The sequence below is a fragment of the Propionispora sp. 2/2-37 genome (genome assembly GCF_001298735.1).
Taxonomy (GTDB): Bacteria; Bacillota; Negativicutes; order Propionisporales; family Propionisporaceae; genus Propionispora.
Genome location: NZ_CYSP01000015.1, coordinates 79,691 through 98,407, shown reverse-complemented (window position 1 = coordinate 98,407; position 18,717 = coordinate 79,691). Strand labels below are relative to the sequence as shown.

Annotated in this window: 19 protein-coding genes, 1 pseudogene and 2 riboswitches; of the genes and pseudogenes, 1 reads left to right on the top strand and 19 read right to left on the bottom strand. The window is 50.4% G+C overall.

Going from position 1 to position 18,717, the window contains the following annotated elements; all coding sequences use genetic code 11:
* Positions 1–367 (top strand): annotated as a pseudogene (locus P22_RS20285) (transposase); the annotation flags it as partial.
* A gap of 171 nt (positions 368–538) precedes the next feature.
* Here the strand turns inward: P22_RS20285 and clpB are convergent.
* The 19 genes from clpB to P22_RS15775 all read right to left on the bottom strand — a co-directional run bounded on the left by clpB (position 539) and on the right by P22_RS15775 (position 18,710).
* Positions 539–3,118, bottom strand: coding sequence for an ATP-dependent chaperone ClpB (gene clpB / locus P22_RS15855; RefSeq protein WP_054261203.1), 2,580 nt, complete (start codon positions 3,116–3,118; stop codon positions 539–541).
* 233 nt (positions 3,119–3,351) lie between these two features.
* On the bottom strand, positions 3,352–4,641 hold the full coding sequence (locus tag P22_RS15850; protein ID WP_054261202.1) for a homocysteine synthase: 1,290 nt from the start codon (positions 4,639–4,641) through the stop codon (positions 3,352–3,354).
* 327 nt (positions 4,642–4,968) lie between these two features.
* The gene (locus P22_RS15845; RefSeq protein ID WP_054261201.1) at positions 4,969–5,172 is read right to left on the bottom strand and encodes a YezD family protein; all 204 of its coding nucleotides are present in this window, start codon (positions 5,170–5,172) and stop codon (positions 4,969–4,971) included.
* A gap of 56 nt (positions 5,173–5,228) precedes the next feature.
* A complete protein-coding gene (locus tag P22_RS20140) occupies positions 5,229–5,402 on the bottom strand; it encodes a YezD family protein (RefSeq protein ID WP_082378523.1) in 174 nt (57 codons plus the stop codon).
* A gap of 87 nt (positions 5,403–5,489) precedes the next feature.
* Positions 5,490–5,592, bottom strand: a riboswitch (SAM riboswitch).
* A gap of 352 nt (positions 5,593–5,944) precedes the next feature.
* Positions 5,945–6,877 carry a cysteine synthase A gene (gene cysK / locus P22_RS15840; RefSeq protein ID WP_054261200.1) on the bottom strand — a complete coding sequence of 311 codons (933 nt, stop codon included), beginning with the start codon at positions 6,875–6,877 and terminating at the stop codon, positions 5,945–5,947.
* A gap of 287 nt (positions 6,878–7,164) precedes the next feature.
* Positions 7,165–8,298 carry a trans-sulfuration enzyme family protein gene (locus tag P22_RS15835; RefSeq protein ID WP_054261199.1) on the bottom strand — a complete coding sequence of 378 codons (1,134 nt, stop codon included), beginning with the start codon at positions 8,296–8,298 and terminating at the stop codon, positions 7,165–7,167.
* Between the two features lie 77 nt (positions 8,299–8,375).
* Positions 8,376–8,477: riboswitch (SAM riboswitch) on the bottom strand.
* Positions 8,478–8,551: 74 nt separating this feature from the next.
* Positions 8,552–9,583: a zinc-binding dehydrogenase gene (locus tag P22_RS15830; RefSeq protein WP_054261198.1), complete on the bottom strand. Its 1,032-nt coding sequence runs from the start codon at positions 9,581–9,583 to the stop codon at positions 8,552–8,554.
* 211 nt (positions 9,584–9,794) lie between these two features.
* Entirely contained in the window at positions 9,795–9,947 is a 153-nt protein-coding gene (locus tag P22_RS20700) for a hypothetical protein (protein ID WP_156319007.1), read from the bottom strand.
* Positions 9,948–9,949: 2 nt separating this feature from the next.
* A complete protein-coding gene (locus tag P22_RS15825) occupies positions 9,950–10,609 on the bottom strand; it encodes an ABC transporter ATP-binding protein (protein ID WP_054261197.1) in 660 nt (219 codons plus the stop codon).
* Between the two features lie 15 nt (positions 10,610–10,624).
* Positions 10,625–11,824, bottom strand: coding sequence for an ABC transporter permease (locus tag P22_RS15820; RefSeq protein ID WP_054261196.1), 1,200 nt, complete (start codon positions 11,822–11,824; stop codon positions 10,625–10,627).
* Positions 11,825–11,827: 3 nt separating this feature from the next.
* Positions 11,828–12,232, bottom strand: coding sequence for a DUF4418 family protein (locus P22_RS15815; protein ID WP_054261195.1), 405 nt, complete (start codon positions 12,230–12,232; stop codon positions 11,828–11,830).
* A gap of 17 nt (positions 12,233–12,249) precedes the next feature.
* The gene (locus tag P22_RS15810) at positions 12,250–12,516 is read right to left on the bottom strand and encodes a hypothetical protein (RefSeq protein ID WP_054261194.1); all 267 of its coding nucleotides are present in this window, start codon (positions 12,514–12,516) and stop codon (positions 12,250–12,252) included.
* 56 nt (positions 12,517–12,572) lie between these two features.
* Positions 12,573–12,776, bottom strand: coding sequence for a hypothetical protein (locus tag P22_RS15805; RefSeq protein WP_054261193.1), 204 nt, complete (start codon positions 12,774–12,776; stop codon positions 12,573–12,575).
* 24 nt (positions 12,777–12,800) lie between these two features.
* Complete coding sequence (locus P22_RS15800; protein WP_082378522.1) at positions 12,801–13,211, bottom strand: NifB/NifX family molybdenum-iron cluster-binding protein; 411 nt, start codon at positions 13,209–13,211, stop codon at positions 12,801–12,803.
* Positions 13,212–13,240: 29 nt separating this feature from the next.
* On the bottom strand, positions 13,241–14,005 hold the full coding sequence (locus P22_RS15795; RefSeq protein WP_054261191.1) for an ABC transporter permease: 765 nt from the start codon (positions 14,003–14,005) through the stop codon (positions 13,241–13,243).
* Positions 14,006–14,067: 62 nt separating this feature from the next.
* A complete protein-coding gene (locus P22_RS15790; protein WP_069972845.1) occupies positions 14,068–15,189 on the bottom strand; it encodes an ABC transporter permease in 1,122 nt (373 codons plus the stop codon).
* Positions 15,190–15,201: 12 nt separating this feature from the next.
* Complete coding sequence (locus P22_RS15785) at positions 15,202–16,089, bottom strand: ABC transporter ATP-binding protein (protein ID WP_054261190.1); 888 nt, start codon at positions 16,087–16,089, stop codon at positions 15,202–15,204.
* Positions 16,090–16,249: 160 nt separating this feature from the next.
* Complete coding sequence (gene cysK, locus P22_RS15780; RefSeq protein ID WP_054261189.1) at positions 16,250–17,179, bottom strand: cysteine synthase A; 930 nt, start codon at positions 17,177–17,179, stop codon at positions 16,250–16,252.
* A gap of 22 nt (positions 17,180–17,201) precedes the next feature.
* Entirely contained in the window at positions 17,202–18,710 is a 1,509-nt protein-coding gene (locus tag P22_RS15775; RefSeq protein ID WP_054261188.1) for a nitrogenase component 1, read from the bottom strand.
* Positions 18,711–18,717: the final 7 nt, after the last annotated feature.

Genomic DNA, 18,717 nt, shown 5'->3' with positions numbered 1-18,717 from the left:
TTCTCGGACAAGTAATGGACATGTTGGACAAAGCCTTTGCTAAGATACCTGATGATACAAGTCTTATTTTTCATTCAGATCAAGGATGGCAGTATCAACATAAGCACTACCAGTTACTCCTAAAGCAAAAGGGAATACGGCAAAGTATGTCCAGAAAAGGGAACTGTTTAGATAATTCTGTAATGGAAAACTTCTTTGGATTATTAAAATCAGAACTGCTTTATCTGAGGAAATTCAGTTCTATGAACGAATTTATAGAGTCGAATTAGAAAAATATATTGATTACTATAACAACAAACGGATTAAGAGCAAACTAAAAGGACTGAGTCCTGTACAATACAGGATTCAATCCTCGTTAGTTGCTTAACGTCAATTTTTGTCTAACTTTTTGGGGTCAGATCAACTGGGAGTGATTCCTTTTTGTCTACACTCTGAACAATCCGTTTCAGAACGGATTGTTTTTTTACCTTACCATGCATTTTGTTTTGCGCCTCATAAATTAATCTGAATTAAAAGAGCCCTTACCGCCAGTTTGCCGTTACTTCCCCCGTACAATAATCTGCCCATGGCTAGCAGCTAACCGTACCGTGCCTTCTTCCGCAACCTCGCCGGATACGATTTTCCTGCCAAGTTCGGTTTCCACCGTCCGGCTGATCAGGCGTTTAAGGGGCCGGGCGCCAAAAGCGGGATCGTAGCCATCCCGGGCCAGCAGATTTTCCACCGCTTCATCCCAGACCAGCGTCAGATTGAGCTGTTTTTGCAGGCGTTTTTCCAGATTCCGCAGCAGCATGCCGGCAATCTTTCTTACCTGCCGTTCCGTCAGCGCCTTAAAGACAATGATATCATCAATGCGGTTTAAAAACTCCGGACGGAAATATCCTTTCAAAATGGCAAAGACGGCCTCCTGTGCTGCCTCGCCTTCTTTGTTCAGTATTTCCGCCGACCCCAGGTTGGAGGTCATAATGATCACCGTATTTTTGAAGTCAACGGTGCGGCCCTTGCTATCCGTCAACCGCCCGTCATCCAGTATCTGCAGCAGAATATTAAATACATCCGGGTGGGCTTTTTCTATTTCATCCAGCAACAGCACGCTATAGGGGCGGCGGCGTACAGCCTCAGTCAGTTGTCCGCCTTCATCGTAGCCGACATAGCCGGGCGGCGCACCGATCAGGCGGGCCACAGCATGTTTTTCCATGTATTCGCTCATATCAATACGGATCATACTGCGTTCATCATCAAATAACACTTCGGCCAGCGTTTTAGCCAGCTCGGTTTTCCCCACACCGGTCGGTCCCAGAAAGATGAAGGAGCCAATCGGACGGTTGGGGTCTTTGATGCCGGCTCTGGCCCGGATGATGGCTTCACTGACGGCTTTGACCGCCTGTTCCTGACCAACCACCCGTTCATGAAGGATGGTCTCCAGGTTAGCCAGCTTTTCCCGTTCCCCGGAGAGCATCCGGCTTACCGGAATACCTGTCCAGCGGTTGACGATTTTGGCGACATCGTCTTCGTCCACTTCTTCCTTTAACAGCACCTTTTGTTTTCTTTTCTTTGCCAGCGCTTCTTCTTCCCGGCGCAGTTCCTTTTCCAGAGCAGGCAAACGTCCGTACTTCAGTTCAGCCAGACGGTTCAGGTCATAGGCCCTTTCGGCGTTTTCCATATCGATCCTTACCGCTTCCAGCTGTTTCTTCAGTTCCCGCAGCCGGACGATAGCCTGTTTTTCGATATCCCATTGCCCGCGCAGGCTGTCCGCATGGGAGCGAAGCTCCCGCAGTTCCGTTTCAATCCCTGCCAGCCTGCCGCGCGCAGCAGCGTCGGTTTCTTTACGCAGTGCCTGTTCTTCAATCTCCAGTTGCAGAATACGGCGTGATACTTCATCCAGTTCAGAAGGCATGGAGTCAATCTCCGTCCGGAGTTTGGCCGCTGCTTCATCCACCAGGTCAATAGCCTTATCCGGCAAAAACCGGTCGGAAATGTAACGGTCGGAAAGAACCGCAGCAGCAATTAAAGCAGCATCCTTAATTTTGACTCCGTGATGCACTTCATAGCGTTCCTTTAATCCCCGCAGAATAGAAATGGTATCCTCAACGGTAGGCTCTCCGACAGTCACCGGCTGAAACCTCCGTTCCAGTGCAGGATCTTTTTCAATATGCGCCCGGTATTCATTCAGAGTAGTCGCACCGATACACCGCAGTTCGCCCCGCGCCAGCATGGGTTTTAAAATATTGCCGGCGTCCATAGCCCCTTCAGCCGCACCGGCCCCAACCACGGTATGCAGTTCATCGATAAACAAAATCACTCGCCCGTCTGCTTTACGGATTTCATCCAGAACATTTTTCAACCGTTCTTCAAATTCACCGCGGAATTTGGCCCCGGCTAAAAGTGAACTCAAATCCAGGGAATACAGCACCTTGTCTTTCAGGCTTTCCGGCACGTCACCGGCCACCATCCGGCGCGCCAGCCCCTCGACAATGGCTGTTTTCCCGACTCCCGGCTCACCAATCAGGACCGGATTGTTCTTGGTCCGCCGTGACAAAATCTCCACCACACGCCGGATTTCTTCATCCCGTCCGATAACCGGGTCCAGCTTGCCCTCACGGGCTAAAGCCGTAAGGTCACGTCCGTATTTTGCCAAGGCCCGAAAAGCCTGGTCGGTATTGCCGCTACTTATGTCCTGTCCCTGGCGGTAAGTACTGAGCATTTGCTGCAGCCGGCTGCGATGCAAGCCAAAACGGCGGCATAGATCGACTACATCGCTGTCCCCGTCATCGACAACCGCCAGCAGCAGGTGTTCGCTGCCGATCTCTTCATCCTGCAAATTCTCCGCCATGTTTTCCGCCAGGGCCATTACCCGGATCATCGCCGTGTTCATTCTGAGCCCGCTTTCCTGCCCCCGCACCGCAGGTATGCTTTTCAACAGTTTTTCCACTTCTTTTTTAATTGCTTTTCTATCCACCCCGGCATCCCGTAGAAGCCGGGAGGTTATTCCTTCCTCGTCTTTTATTAAGGCCAGCAGTAAATGCCGTGTCGTTACTTCCTGATGATAATAAAGCGCACAATTTTGTTGAGCGGCCGATAAGACTGCCATCGCCTCTTGCGTATATTTTTCCTGTGCCATGACACTCGCCTCCAAACTCGTTATCTTAATTTTGCTCTACTTATAATGTAGCAAAATATTACCAGCTATTCAAGGAAAATATTTGACTTTTTGACTTTTTTATTAAAAAATAAACTGGGGAAGGATGGCTGCCATCCCTCCCCAGCTGCTCGCACTTTCCTCTCTTGAAAAATACACTCAAGGTATTGATATTATGCCAGACTTAAATCAGCCCCAGAGTTTTTCGGTAAATCTTACTTATTTGTCGCCTGCAGTGCCTGGTCCAGGTCGGCAATAACATCGGCCACATCTTCGATACCGACCGACAAACGGACCATATCGTCCGGAGCACCGGCAGCAGCCCGCTGTTCCGATGTCAACTGTGAATGGGTCGTGCTGGCCGGATGAATAACCAGTGATTTGGCATCACCGACATTGGCCAGAATGGAGAATAACTTCAAAGAATCAATAAACTTCTTGCCGGCTTCCAAACCGCCTTTTATGCCGAAGGTCAGGATAGCTCCGGCGCCCTTAGGCAGATATTCCCTGGCCAGGGCATAATCCGGATGGCTTTCCAGCCCGGGGTAACTTACCCAGGATACCAGTTCATGATTTTCCAGGAACTTAGCTACCGCCAGAGCGTTTTCACTGTGGCGGGCCATTCTTAAATGAAGGGTTTCCAAACCTTGCAGGAACATAAAGCTGTTGAAGGGGCTCAGGGCCGCTCCCAAATCCCGCAATACCTGAATCCTAAGCCGGGTAATAAAGGCCGCTTCACCCAAGGCCTCGGTATAGCTTAATCCATGATAACTGGGGTCAGCCTCGGTCAGCAGTGGGAATTTGCCGTTAGTCCAGTTGAATTTACCGCTGTCAACCACTATGCCGCCCATGGAACTGCCATGCCCGCCAATAAACTTGGTAGCGGAATGGATGATAATATCGGCACCGAATTCAAACGGCCGGGACAGGTAAGGTGTGGCAAAAGTGTTATCAACGATGAGAGGGATGCCATTTTCATGAGCAATAGCCGCAATGGCTTTAAAGTTAAATACGTCAATCTTGGGATTACCGATGGTTTCACCATAAATGGCTTTGGTTTTGGGTGTAATGGCTTTGCGGAAGTTTTCCGGGTCGCCAGGGTCCACCAGGGTCACTTTAATCCCCAGGCGCGGCAGGGTATAGGCAAACATATTATAGGTACCGCCGTATAAAGTGGAGGAGCTGACAATTTCGTCTCCGGCCTGGGCAATGTTGAAGATGGCTGCGCTAATGGCCGCATGACCGGAAGCAAAGGCCAGGGCACCAATACCGCCTTCCAGGGCTGCCACCCGTTTTTCAAAGACATCGGTCGTGGGGTTCATGATGCGGGTGTAAATGTTCCCCGCTTCTTTCAATCCGAACAAATTAGCTCCGTGTTCACTGTCACGGAAATTATAGGAGGTAGTTTGATAAATCGGCACCGCCCGGGCTCCTGTGGTAGGGTCGGGCTCCTGTCCTCCATGCACGGCAATGGAGTCAAACTTCAGATTTTCTGGCAAAGTCATACGTATTACTCCTCTCTGCTACTTTACGTTTTATACTATTTATCATTATAAAAAAAGGCTAAGGAAAAGCCCCTCAGGGACTCCCTAGCCTTCAGTCTTTCTGATCAGCCTGTCCTTTATGCTCTTTGTTATAAAATACCATGAAGCAAATAATGAAGTCAAGCCCTATTTGGCAACTATTGCTTATTTCCATGCCACCATGGCTGCACCCAGATTTCCGCCAGTACTTTGGGATCTTTAACGATCGATGAGCAAACAAAAAGGCCGAAGTCCTCATTGCCGCAAATCAGCAACGAAGACTCCGGCCTTCAGTTTATCTGATCAGCCTTAGATACCATCACCATAAATACCTTCTACACCGGTAAACCGTTGTTTTTCCGTACGCTCAATCTGAGTAACCTTACCGTCTTTAATCACTATAACCACCTGACCAAACTTCAGCCCTTGCACAGCCTCCACAATACGATTGCGTAAAGCCAATGATTTAGCCTGATCTAAATCCTGGGAAACGGCGCTTTTCTTTATCGGCATGGCTATTCTCTGCCTCCCCATCCCCTCAAAATATACCTATAAGTGCTATTACCGAATTAACACAGTCTTATCTTTTCTACCCGTTCAATTTGAATAATGCGGGAATCCTGCACGATGAGGGTAACCGAACCATGCAACGTGCTGTTAATGACTTTTTCGATTTGTTCCATAATATCCTGCGGTATAATGTCCTGTTGCGGTGTACTTGTATTTTTCTTTATGTTTGCCATGCTCACACCTCTATAAGCAATCTATGCCGGTTGGATTAAAATAAGAAAACCCTCCGCCAAGGAAAGGGTTTTGAAGTTCGTACTTTCCTCTCATCGTCCAGGATAATTATCCTGCTGGAATTAGCACCACTGCATCATTGCCGGTTGCCGGGTCTCTTCGGGCCAGTCCCTCGACCTCTCTGGATAAGAGCTATTTTATCAACTTATATGAAATGATAACATAGGGTGTTAGTCATGTCAACAATAAATTCCCGCTGCAATCTATGAGAAATCAGCCTCCGGCTCATGCCCTCCTTACCGTCTGCCAGCCCATGTGCTAGCATTATATGTTTATTGTTTTGGTATTATTCCGTCCAATCCAGTCCGGCAGGGATAAAAGCCGTAATATTTTCCAGCAGGACAGCGGCCGGGATGTCGCAGCCGGGCATTATGCTCCTCCTTACTCCTTACTATCATAAGTAATAAAATAAAGGCTGAGATCTGCGCCATGAAACGCAAATCTCAGCCTTCGTTTTTCCTTTCCGATCAGCAGAGTGTACTGACTAGTCTTCAAATAAAGTTGTCGATAAGTACCGTTCACCGGTATCCGGTAAAAGCACTACAATGGTTTTGCCTTTATTTTCGGTACGCAGCGCCAACTGGGTTGCGGCATAGGCAGCAGCACCGCTGGAAATACCGACCAGCAAACCTTCTGTCTTGGCCAGTGTTCTGCCGGTAGCAATCGCATCTTCATTGCTGACCTGAATAATTTCATCAACAACGTCCCTATTAAACACATCGGGCACAAAACCGGCACCAATCCCCTGAATCTTGTGCGGACCTGGTTTGCCGCCCGATAGTACGGGAGAATCTTTCGGTTCTACGGCCACGATTTTTACATTAGGATTTTTTTGTTTCAATACTTCGCCAACCCCGGTCACGGTACCGCCGGTACCTACACCACCGACAAAAATGTCCACTTTGCCGTCGGTATCACGCCAAATTTCTTCCGCAGTGGTTTTCCGGTGAATAGCCGGGTTTGCCGGATTTTTAAATTGCTGCGGAATAAATGCTTTCGGATTTTCCGCTACAATTTCTTCCGCTTTTTTGATGGCCCCCTTCATGCCTTCCGATCCGGGGGTCAGAACAAGCTCTGCTCCTAAAGCCTTAAGCAGCTTTCTGCGTTCAATGCTCATGGTTTCCGGCATGGTAAGAATTAATCTGTAGCCCTTGGCGGCAGCAACAAAAGCCAGCCCGACACCGGTGTTGCCACTGGTCGGTTCTACAATCAGGGTATCTTTATCAAGCAGTCCTTTATCTTCCGCATCTTTAATCATGGCATAGCCAATACGGTCTTTTACACTGCCCTGGGGATTAAAGTATTCCAGTTTAGCCACAACGCTGGCGTCATAGCCTTTTGCCTGACGGTAATTGCCAAATTCCAGCAGAGGGGTATTACCGATCAATTCCGTTAAATTTTTTGCTATACGTGCCATAACACATACCTCCGTTTATATAAAAATTTACAAGAAATACCTAACATGAAGTTCAGCATAACTACATTATGCTCACATAAAAAGCAGAATACTCGAAGGAAATAAAAAAGGCCAAAGAAGCTGCACCAAGCATCTTCTTTGGCCTTCAGTTTCTCTGATCAGCCTCGAGACCATCAACTATCGAATGTATTAATTAAATGATAGTACCAAAAACTGTGAATGTCAAGACTTTTTTTACAGGAGAGGCTTAGGGGCGCTCTTCCGTTGTCGCGTCGATTCTACGGCTTTTACGCTAAGGCCTGTGCCAAGTCTTCCATTAAATCCCCGGCATCCTCAATCCCTACAGACAGTCGCAGCAGACAATCGGATACGCCGAGGCGCGCGCGAACCTCAGGCGGGACATCGGCATGCGTCTGCACGGCCGGGAAGGTAATGAGCGACTCCACGCCGCCCAGACTTTCGGCAAACTGTATCAGACGGACTCCGGACAAAATCTTAGGTACCAGAGCGGGAGAAGCCACTTCAAAGGACAGCATCCCGCCATAACCGGTGGCCTGGGCATCCTGAACCGCCTTCCCCGGATGTCCGTCAAGACCGGGATAATATACCTGTTTCACATTCGGCTGAGTTTGCAGCCATTTGGCGATCTGGTAAGCATTGGCAGCGTGCTTTTCCATCCGCAGGGCCAATGTCTTTAAGCCGCGCAACAGCAGCCAGCTATCCTGCGGTCCTAAAATACTGCCGGTAGAATTTTGCACAAATTTTACCCGCTCGCCAAGCTCCCTGCTGCCGGTAACCACGACGCCGCAAACGGTATCATTGTGCCCGGAAAGATATTTGGTTCCGCTATGGAGGACAATATCAGCACCAAGGCGCAACGGTTGCTGAAAATACGGCGATAGGAAGGTATTATCAACAATAGTATGGATGCCCCGTTGCTGCGCCATACAGACAATCGCTTTGATATCGGCGACCTTCATCAGCGGATTGGTTGGCGTTTCAACGAAAATGGCCGCCGTATTGGCCTGAATCGCCTGTCCGACTTCATCCAGATTACTGCTGTCAACAAAACTTACGGCCAACCCCAGATTGGCAAACAATTGCGCCAGCACACGGTAAGTCCCGCCATAGCAGTCTTCCGTGACGATAATATGGCTGCCGGGCTTATACAAAAACAGTACGGCGGTCACCGCGGCCATACCGGAAGCAAAGGCGAACCCGGCCGCCCCGCCTTCTAATTCAGCCAAGGCCGACTCGACCGCTTCCCTGGTCGGGTTTTGCGAACGGGAATAATCATAACCGGTACTTTCGCCCAGAGCCGGGTGCCGAAAAGTAGCATTTTGATAAATGGGCGTACTGATAGCGCCGGTACGTGGATCGGAACCCACGCCACAATGAACAATTTTCGTACTTATTTTCATAGTATCCTCCACTCAAGAAAGTCAGCATCATCAAAAACCCCTCTCCGAAGAAAGGGGTTTTATTTATAATTACCCTCCCCTCATCTTCCAGGAACGATTCCTGCTGGAGTTAGCACCACTGCATTGCTGCCGGTTGCCGGGTGTCATCGGGCCAGTCCCTCGACCACTCTGGATAAGAGAATTTGACGTTATGCATATGTATATTTCTTAAATTTTACTCCAGAAACAAGATGCTGTCAAGAAGGTTACTATGTTATTGTTCCGGCACCAGCACAACCTTTATGGCTTTTCCCGCTTTAATCGCAGTATATGCCTTATCCCATTCGCCGAGAGTAAACTGATGGGAAACCAGTTCTTTTGTTTTGACACTGCCCTCATTCATCAATTGCAGCGACGGCTCCCAGTCAAAAGGATTTTGGCTGCGGCTGCCAACCACCCGGATTTCCTTTTGAATGATTTTTTCAAAATCAGCCGCTATTTCCGCAACGGGGAAAACACCAGCCTGCACATAAGTGCCCTGTTTGCGCAAAAGTTCCAGACCTGTATTGACGGAAGGCGGTGCGCCGGTACATTCAAATATAACATCCGCGCCATAACCGGAAGTTGCCTCGGTCACAATTTTTTTCAGATCCTGCCGTTCAATATCCAACGCCTGCTCAATTCCCAGTTCCAGCGCCTTTTCCAGCCTGATTTTGTCTTTTGACAAACCGGTGATAATCACCTTGGCACCTAGTTTGCGGGCAATTTGCGCGGTAAGCAGCCCGATCGGTCCCGGTCCCAGTACAACCGCGACATCGCCCGGTTTTACACCGGCTTTGTTGGCTATATGATGAGCGCAGGCCACCGCCTCGGTCATCGATGCCGCCAAATAATCGACATGTTCGGGCAGTTTATGCACGCTTTCCTTACGGATTACCAGGTATTCGGCAAAAGCGCCATCCACCTGGGTGCCTATCCCCCTGCGCCGGCTGCATAAGTTGTATTGTTGGGTTTGACAGTAATGGCATTCGCCGCAGGCAGACGCTGTCGTCTCCGCCGTAACCCGGTCACCGGGCTGAAATTCCGTAACACCCGCACCGACTGCAACAATTTCGCCGGAAAATTCATGTCCCAGCGCAACCGGTACCGCTACCTTATATTTCCCCTCATAGGTATGTAAATCCGTACCACAGATGGCGGCATACTTCACTTTGATTTTTACCTGATCCGGTCCCGCTTCCGGCTCTTTTCTTTCCACAACGGCTAAATTCCCATAGCCAAGTTCTTGTTTCACCAATGCCCGCATGCTGCAGCCTCCTATATGCTATGTATTCATTCCGGTAAAAGCTCCTGTTACCGTTTTGGGTTAAGAGTTAAAAAAAGCTAAGACAATCCCCTTAGCAGGATTATCTTAGCCTTCAGTTTCTCTGATCAGCAAATAATCAATAGATTCTTTTTTTAATTATAAAGCTTGAGGAAATTTTGTCAAGAGAAACAACTCTGATTGAAGTATCTATTCACGCCTGCCGGGCAAGCACTGCGAATAGTATCTTACCAAAAGCTGCAAAGAGACCTGTCGCGATAACAAGCATATCCCCTGTGCCAAACGAAGCAAAAGCAGCGCTGTTGTTTTCCTTCACGGAAAAACAGCAGAGCTGCTTGTTATTCACCTCTATCCCGCCGATAATTTCCCATTTTTCAGCGTAACCACTTGCTGAGCCTTCGCTGCAAACTCCTCATCATGCGTCACCAGGATTACCGCCGCTCCTTCTTGCTGTGCGGCCTGCAAATGACCAAATACAATAGCAGCCGTAGCAGGGTCCAGATCGTTAGTCGGTTCATCGGCAAGAATAAGCGGTGGATTGAGCAGCAGGGCTCTGGCCAGGGCCACCCGCCGCATTTGCCCTACACTAAGCTGCTCGGGCAAATAATGCAGCCGTTTGCCCAGCCCCAGTTCCGTCAATACCTGCCTGGCCCTCACCTCATAGGAAGTGCCGCTTCCAAACAGCCAGGACGGCACCAGCACATTCTCCAGCGCCGTAAGCGATCCCACCAAACGTGCCCGCTGGAAAACAAAGCCGATATAGCGGCTGCGGACTCCGGCCCGTTTTGCCGCATCCAGCCCGTCGACCGACTCCCCCAGGATCTGTATATGTCCCGCCGAGGTTTCCTGCAAAAGTCCGATAATCGACAGCAATGTGGTTTTTCCCGTTCCCGACGCACCGGTAACGGCAATCATCTCGCCTTGCTTAACCTGCAAGGAGACATCATACAAAATGACTTCAGACCCATAAAACTTTTTGATGTCCCGGATATCTAAAACCGTTGTCAAGCCTACCTTCCTCCTTTAGTCAAATTCACCGCGGGTCATAATCAGACCGGGTTCAATACGGCCGCTGCGGTATGCCGGAAACCAGGCCGCCAAGGCACTGAGCAGCAGCCAGCAGGCAAGCAGGATGAAAGCGATCGTAAGAGTCACCGCCGGTTCAGGATAGATAAACGGAAAGGCCTGATGAGCCGCCATAAAATTCACCGACCACCGGTACAGCACATAACCGCCCGCTAACCCTGCCACAGTGCCAAGCGTACATAATAAGGCGGCTTCAGCCATGACCCAGCCGGCGATCCGGCCGGGGGCAGCACCCAATGCGAGATACAACCCCCATTCATTCCGCCGTTCCAGCGTCAGTGCATATAACCGGGAAACAAGCTGTACCGCCGAGGTAATAACGGCCATAATGCCTGCCGCCAGGAGCAGTCCGGTAATGACTTGAAACTGCTCATAAATGCGGCGTTTGGTCTCGGTGGCCGAAAAGGCGTCCACTTTGTCCAAACCTTCTATTTTTGCCGTTATACCGGCAATATCCGCATCCGGTTCCGTTTCGACAAGCACCGCCGATACAAGCCCTTCCGGGACCCCGTTGGCCTGCCAGAGACCCGCCAGGCTTGGTGATTCGCCGGCAATTTCGCGGGCCGTTTTCATATTCAGCAGAATGGATTTATCCAATGCCGTTCCGCTGGCTTCCAGTGTTGCCGCTACCTGAAACGGCCGTCCTAAGATATTGACGACACCCCCCGGAAACGAGTTTACACCGGTGCCGATAATAATTTCATTGTCTGCCAGCTGCATTTTTCCGATGTTCTTCAGCCAGGGCTGAATCAGCCAGTCGGTTTCCGGATCAAACCCGGTTAGCCGGAAAGGACCGCCGGTATCACAGCATTCATCGGTCAGCGATTGCGAAAAAAACTGAGCCGTTGTCCGCCGGATTCCCGGTATGCTTGCAATCTTTGCTTCTATTTCCCGGGACATATAGGTATTGGCCGGTGCGCCGCCGTATAAAATCTCCCCCGGGTCCACCGCAACGCCGGAGGGAACAACCAATATATCGGCACCCAGGCGTGCCCTGGCCTGTTCCAATCCTTCGGTCACACCATACTGAATCAGCGTTACCGCGAAAATCAGACTGACGCCGACAGCAATGGCCAGAAGCAATGCGCTATTTTGAACCCGGCGGAACCATAGCGATTTAAACAAAATTTGTCCCATAGCTTACTCCTTGCCGGTATTTTCCCTGAATTTCCAGGTTATGGCCAGCCCCGCCAGCCCCAGAACCAGGCTCAGCCCCCTGGCCCAGGCCGTAGTCACATGACAGGGAGAATCCCCATGGCCGCAAATGCCAATCACCCATTGCGCCGGAATGATAAAAATCAGGACTGCGGCAACCACCAGAAAAAAACCGGTCAGTTGTTTTGTCTCTTTTTCTTTGGTAAAAAACAGACTCACCGCAATGATAACCGTAAACAGGGCAAGCAAAAATTCCGCCTGATAAGCAAAAAAACAACGCATCGGCATATTCCGCCCGGCAATGCTGCATACCGGAAAAACCCATGGCAGCACCAGTAAGGCGATACCGGCCAGCAAGGCTAGGGCATATATCCATTTTATTTTCAACATACTCTCCTCCCGGGCTTCTATTTTTCAGTGGAATGCATGGAGTGATCCTGCTTAATCACCGGCTGCTTACTGCCGCTGTCCGTCTGGTTGAAGCCGGTCCATAAGACGATTACGCCGGCAGCCAAAATAGTTAAAGCAACCACAAAATAACGCTTTAGCTTCACTTGAATTCCCCTCCTTACGGCTTGCCGTTCCAGACGAAGCGATAACGTTTCCAGCCCCTGGACAAACAGGAAGGCGTTAGGTACCGCCATATAAAGCGGCGGAAGATACAATTTCGTCACCGCCTGTCGCTCCTTTTTCTGTTGTTTTTTCTATTGATCCGCCATAAGCCATTGTCCTATCTGTCGGCAGTTCCTAACCGGTGTAAAACCTGTTCCGGGATTGCCTGATTGGCTGCCGGCCGGCAACTCCCGTTTTCAACGGCAAAGAGACCGTGTTCTTTGCTGTTGCCTTTATTTTGCTGAAGTATTTCCACATCCTGACTCTGCATAGTACGGCTGCGCTTAGCTGCCTGAACCGCCAAATCATACAACAATCCCATAGGGACTCCTCCTTTAAACAATTTTTATTTAAAAATACGAATGCAATTCTGCCTGGCGCGCTTTTCTGCGTGCATTGCGATATAGTTTTTCTGCTGCCTCCAGGCAATCCGGGCTAAAGCTTCTTCCACCGTATCCCCGGTAACAAATGGTTCCATCCCCTTCTGCCCCATGATAACAGCAGCACCCGGTCCGATTTCGGAGGCCACTGCCATGCCGCAATCCTCTATTCCCTCCACAATTCTCAACAATTTCTCCTGGTGGTTATCATAGGCGACAGGCTGGACATCCCGGACTTCATCAAGGTAAAACCGGCCGTCCACCAGTTTAAATATCCAGAATTGCTCTGTTTTGGCAAAATGCCGGTTTATGAGCCGCCCATCATCACTGGCCACTGCAACACGAAAAGGCACGTCGATCACCTCCGTAAAATTCATTTAAACCATGCCGGGCCCGGGGTTAAGGACTACCCGGCCTGCCGCCAGACAATCAGCCTTTTTTCGATAAACGCCAGCAGGGCATCAATCGCCAGCCCCAGCAGCGCGATAACCACGGCACCGGCAAAAATCCACTGTATATTAAAATTTTCCTGACTATATAATACAAACCATCCCAACCCTGAACTGGAACCCATCATTTCCGCGGCAATCAGCAGAAAAAAGGAATACCCTGCACTAAGCCTGAGTCCGGTAAAAATAGAAGGGGCAGCGGCCGGAAGAATGATTTTCCAAAAAATTTTCCAGCGTTTTAAACCAAAAGACATAGCCGCTTTAAGTAAAGTCGTATCCACATGGCGGACACCGTTCATGGTATTAAACAAAATAGGCCAGATACAAATCCAGGCAATAATCGTAACCTTGGTCGCTTCGCCAATGCCTAAAAATAATATGATGACATGAAACAGGATAAACGGATTTGCCTGTGCGGCTATGGCAAACAGCGGCTCCAACGCCAGCTCCAGTTTGTGAAACCATCCCCCCATAATCAGGCCCAGGGGGATAGCCACAATCACTGCCACGGCAAAACCGCCCATCGACCGGGCCAGGCTAATCAGAATATGCTGCAAGAACATATCGGAAATCAGTAAATGCCAGACCGTAGCCAGCACCTTGGACAGCGGAGGGATAAACAAGTTATTGACCAGTTCCAGGCGGGCGCTTAACTCCCATGCCAAAACAAACAGAATAACAGCCGCTTTATCAGTCACGACTTTGGGGATGCGGACTATCATACAGCACCTCCTGACTTTATATTTCCTTTTCATCACCTGTTCGCCCGGCACAAAACGATAGTTCAATTACCGGGTTCCTGAGGTTTAAGGGCATCCGCCGCCTTGAAGCTCGGGACAGCGGCTGCCTGTCCGGAATGCTCCGGATGGGACTTATGCCCGGAGGAATCCTGCTGTGCCGGAATGTGATGGTTGTGGCTTCCCGGCATCGTTTCTTTTTCCTGAGCGTCTGCGGCGGCGCCATGATGATTATGGTGTTCCGCCGGAAAACCTGAAGCGGCGGCTTCCCTGTTAATCCGCCCGACTTCCTGCGCACCGAAAAACAAAATGCCGATCATGATTCCCACAGCGATAGGAAGATGTGAACCCCCCCGGTTAATTACCTGCCGCGGCTCAGGCCTTTGGCCTGCTGCGTCCGGCGGCGTCTGCTGGAAAAGGCTTTCCCGTTCCCAATGCAAAATAAACTGATTGATCAAAATGCCTAACAGAATAATAAATATACCACCGGCATACATACGGGGAATTTGGTAATTCATGGCGGAGTTATGCACCAGCCATCCCATTCCGGCACCGGCTCCCAGCATCTCTGCCGCCACCAGCATAAAAACCGCCATTTGCGTGCCAATGCGCAGTCCGGTGATAATCGTGGGAAGCGCCGCCGGAAACAGCACATCCCGCGCCAACCGGAAACGGGACACCTGCAGGGAACGGGCCGTTTTCACCAGCAGGGGGTCTACCGAGCGTATACCCGTAATGGTGTGAAACAAAATCGGCCACACTGTCACCAGAGAAATAATGGCCAGCTTTTGCGTTTCTCCAATCCCAAAAAACAGAATAAACACCGGTGCCAGCGAAAACGGGTTGACGTGGCTTAATAAACGGAACAGCGGATCCAGCCGCCGCGCCGTACCGCTGAACCAGCCTTCTAATAAAAAAGCCAGGGGTACGGCAACCACGGCGGCCAGAACCAGTCCGGTCAGGGCACGCCAGAGACTGACAACCAGATGAGTATATAAACTGCCGTCCAGTGCCAATTGTTCCACCGCCAGTAAAATGGTTGACAATACCGGCAGGAACTGGGCATCAACCCATCCGAGCCGGGGTGCGGCTTCCCAGAGAAGCAGGAAAGCAAGCACACCCGACCAGCGGATGAAACCGTATTTGATCCTGGCTGCGATCAATTGCATAGCTTTCACCGGTTATAACGCTGCCGATGAGGATATCGCTTCGGCGATATTTTGCTCTGCGCCTGAGCCTGCCTCTCCTGCGCCGTTATCATTTTGCAATAGCTGCCAGATCTTGTGGCGAATCCAGCCAAATTCCGCCGAAGAACGGATACCGTCGCGGGGGCGGGGGAGATTAATTTCCACAACCTCTTTAATTGTGCCGGGATTGGCAGTCATAACAGCCACCCGGTCGCCTAAGAATACCGCTTCATCAATACCATGGGTAACGAAAATAATGGTTTTTTTCGTTTTCTCCCAGATTCTGAGCAGTTCTTCCTGCAGCGTTTCCCTGGTCTGGGCGTCAACTGCCGCGAAAGGTTCATCCATTAACAGGACTTCCGGATCATAAGCCAAAGCCCGGGCAATGGCAACACGCTGCTTCATGCCGCCGGACAGCTCGTGCGGATACCGGTCTTCGAAGTTTTTTAATCCTACCAGTTCAATATATTTCTGACTGATTTCCTGCCGTTCCCTGGCGGGCACCTTTTTTACTTCCAGCCCGAATTCAACATTTTTACGGACTGTCCGCCAGGGAAATAAGGCATAGCCCTGTAGTACAATTCCCCGGTCCAGGTCCGGGCCGGTGATTAAGCGGCCGTCAATAAAGATTTCGCCTGAGCTCGGCTTGGCCAGTCCCGCAACCATGTCCAGAAAAGTGGATTTGCCGCAGCCGCTGGGTCCGACAATAACCAGGAACTCACCTTGTCTTACATTCAGGTTCAGCTGTTTGATCGCCTCAAACTCAACAGTCCCGTTATCGCCTTTTTGTTTTATGTTATATACCCGCCGGATGTTGCGGGCCACAATCTTATTGTCGCCGCCGTCAATACCGGCTTGATTTTCCGCCTTATCATCGGACATTTTCATTCCTCCCGTTGACGCCACCGCGTCCATATTTAAATAGGATAACCCGGCTTTAACACAAAAGGCCAGGTTCCGGTCCGGAACTTGGCCTCTATTGTTTATAGTCAGACAAGCTTAAGGGAAGCATTCAATTTATATTAACTACCGACCGAACCCGTTAGATATCCTGAAACAACACGGTACTGATATAACGCTCTCCCGTATCGGGCAATATGGCTACCACCAGCTGTCCGGCATGCTCGCGGCGCTTGGCGATCTGCAGGGCTGCAAAGGCCGCCGCGCCGGAGGAAATGCCGACCAGAACGCCTTCTTCCCGGGCCAGGGCCCTTGCCGTCTCCACCGCCTCTTCATTTTTGACTTTATAAATTTCATCAATGATGTCAAGGTTTAATACGCCCGGCACAAAGCCTGCCCCAATACCCTGGATTTTGTGCGGCCCCGGTTTGCCGCCGGAAAGCACCGGTGAATCAAACGGTTCTACGGCAACCACCTTTAGGTTGGGATTGCGTTTTTTCAAAACCTCGCCAATACCGGTAATCGTCCCGCCGGTTCCAACACCGACGACAATTACGTCAACCTTGCCGTCCGTGTCCTCCCATATTTCCTCTGCCGTTGTCGCCCGGTGAATGGCCGGATTGGCGGCATTGTTAAATTGCTGCGGAACGAAAGCGTTCGGAAACTGGGCGGCCAGTTCTTCCGCTTTGCGCACAGCACCTTTCATACCCTCGGCTCCCGGCGTCAGCACAAGCTCCGCGCCATAAGCTTTTAGCAAACTGCGCCGTTCCGTGCTCATCGTATCCGGCATGGTCAGTATCAGACGGTAGCCTCTGGCGGCGGCAATGAAAGCCAGAGCAATGCCGGTGTTGCCGCTGGTAGGTTCGATAATGACGGTATCCTTGCCGATAAGCCCCTTCTCTTCCGCTGCTTTCAGCATGCTAAAACCGATCCGGTCCTTGACGCTCCCCCCGGGATTAAACAACTCCAGCTTCACAACAACGTCCGCGCTTTCCGGTCCTACAACCCGGTTCAGTTTCAGCAGCGGGGTACCGCCGATCAAATCCGTTACACTATTGGCTATTTTTGCCATACTACCACTCCTTAACCCTTTATTAATTGACATTGCCCTCGTCAATATAAGAAAATGCGTCCTTCTGATACCAGTCTTCCTTATACGGCAGGCGGACATTTTGCCCCAGCTTGCGGTTAAACGCCGGGTTCCTTAGTATTCTGGCCAGACGTCTGGCAAATTCAAACACGCCGGAATAGCCTAAAAAGAGCTGGCTCTGATGAAAAAGGGGAATAACGGGAATGCCCTGCCTTGCCGCCCAGGCATTGGTTCCTACATGCCCTACGTACACATCCGGTTTCAATTTGTTTACCAGGTTTGCCATCTCAAAGGGCTGGCCGGTGGCGACATTAAAGGGGATTTCCTGAATGGCCTCCTGCTCGCCCAGCATCTCATCACCGAATTGATCATAATGGTAAGCCCGCAGTCCGATCACTTCCAGTCCCAAATATTGCAAAAGCTCGGCATTGGCCACCACGCGGATTTCCCCCCCGCCTACCAGAACGCGTTTTCCCTTGAACAGGTCCCGATAAGGCGTCAGGGCTTCTTCCAGCTGTCTGACCTCCTGATCAATGAACCGCCGGGCCTCTTCTTCGATGCCGAAAAATGCGGCAATGTCCTGTATCCAGCGATTGGTGTACTTTACTCCGATCGGAATGGTCCGCAAAATGAAAGGAATATTAAATTTTTCTTTTAAATGCTCCACAAAGTAATCATCATGGGTTGCGCAAATACTGACATTTAAGGCCGCTTCGGTTGCTTTTTTAAAATCTTCCGGATGCGCATAACAAGGCAGGATATTCAGGTTCAGATCCAGAGCTTTCAGTAAGCGGACCAATTCATATTCGTCAATACGGCTCATGGAGGAAACATTTAACACGTTTACGGTGCGGCCGATACGGTATTTTTCCAGTAAAACCTCCTGTTCATCACGTTGGTACCGCTCGTCAACCGGGTCCGGTTCCATTAAATTGCGCAGTATTCCATGGTACACGGCATCATAAGCGCTGGCCATAATTTTTGTCTTAAACCCTTCGCAGTGCACCGGCACAAGTTTGGCGCTTATTTCTTTTTGCACCTGTTCGACCACGCTGTCCACATCATCGCCGATAATGGCCGGAACACAGCTGTTTACAATAATAATTGCGCTGGGCCGGAATTCTTGTTCGGCGTGCAGAATGGCTTCCCGCAAATTGGCTTCACCGCCATTGATCACTTCCGATTCCCGCAGGTTGGTGTTGACCCATATCAGACCGCGGGCGCTGCTGTCGCGCAGCTGCTGAAAGCCTTTATTGATCCCTGCCTGCGCCAGACTGCCGCCACCGCAGCCTACCGGCCCATGAACGATGACTACGGCATCGCGGATGGTATTTAAAATCGCCAAACTTAAATTCAACTGACAGCCCTGTGTTTGTGCAAATTTCCGTTTTATGCCGTGCAGGCATCCCTTTTGGGATTGATCCACCAGCTTGCTGCTTGGGCCGCCATAAGCGTTGCAAGCCCGCAAGCGGTCCTCGCGCACAGGTGGCGCTTTCTCTCTTATATAATCCATGCTTTTT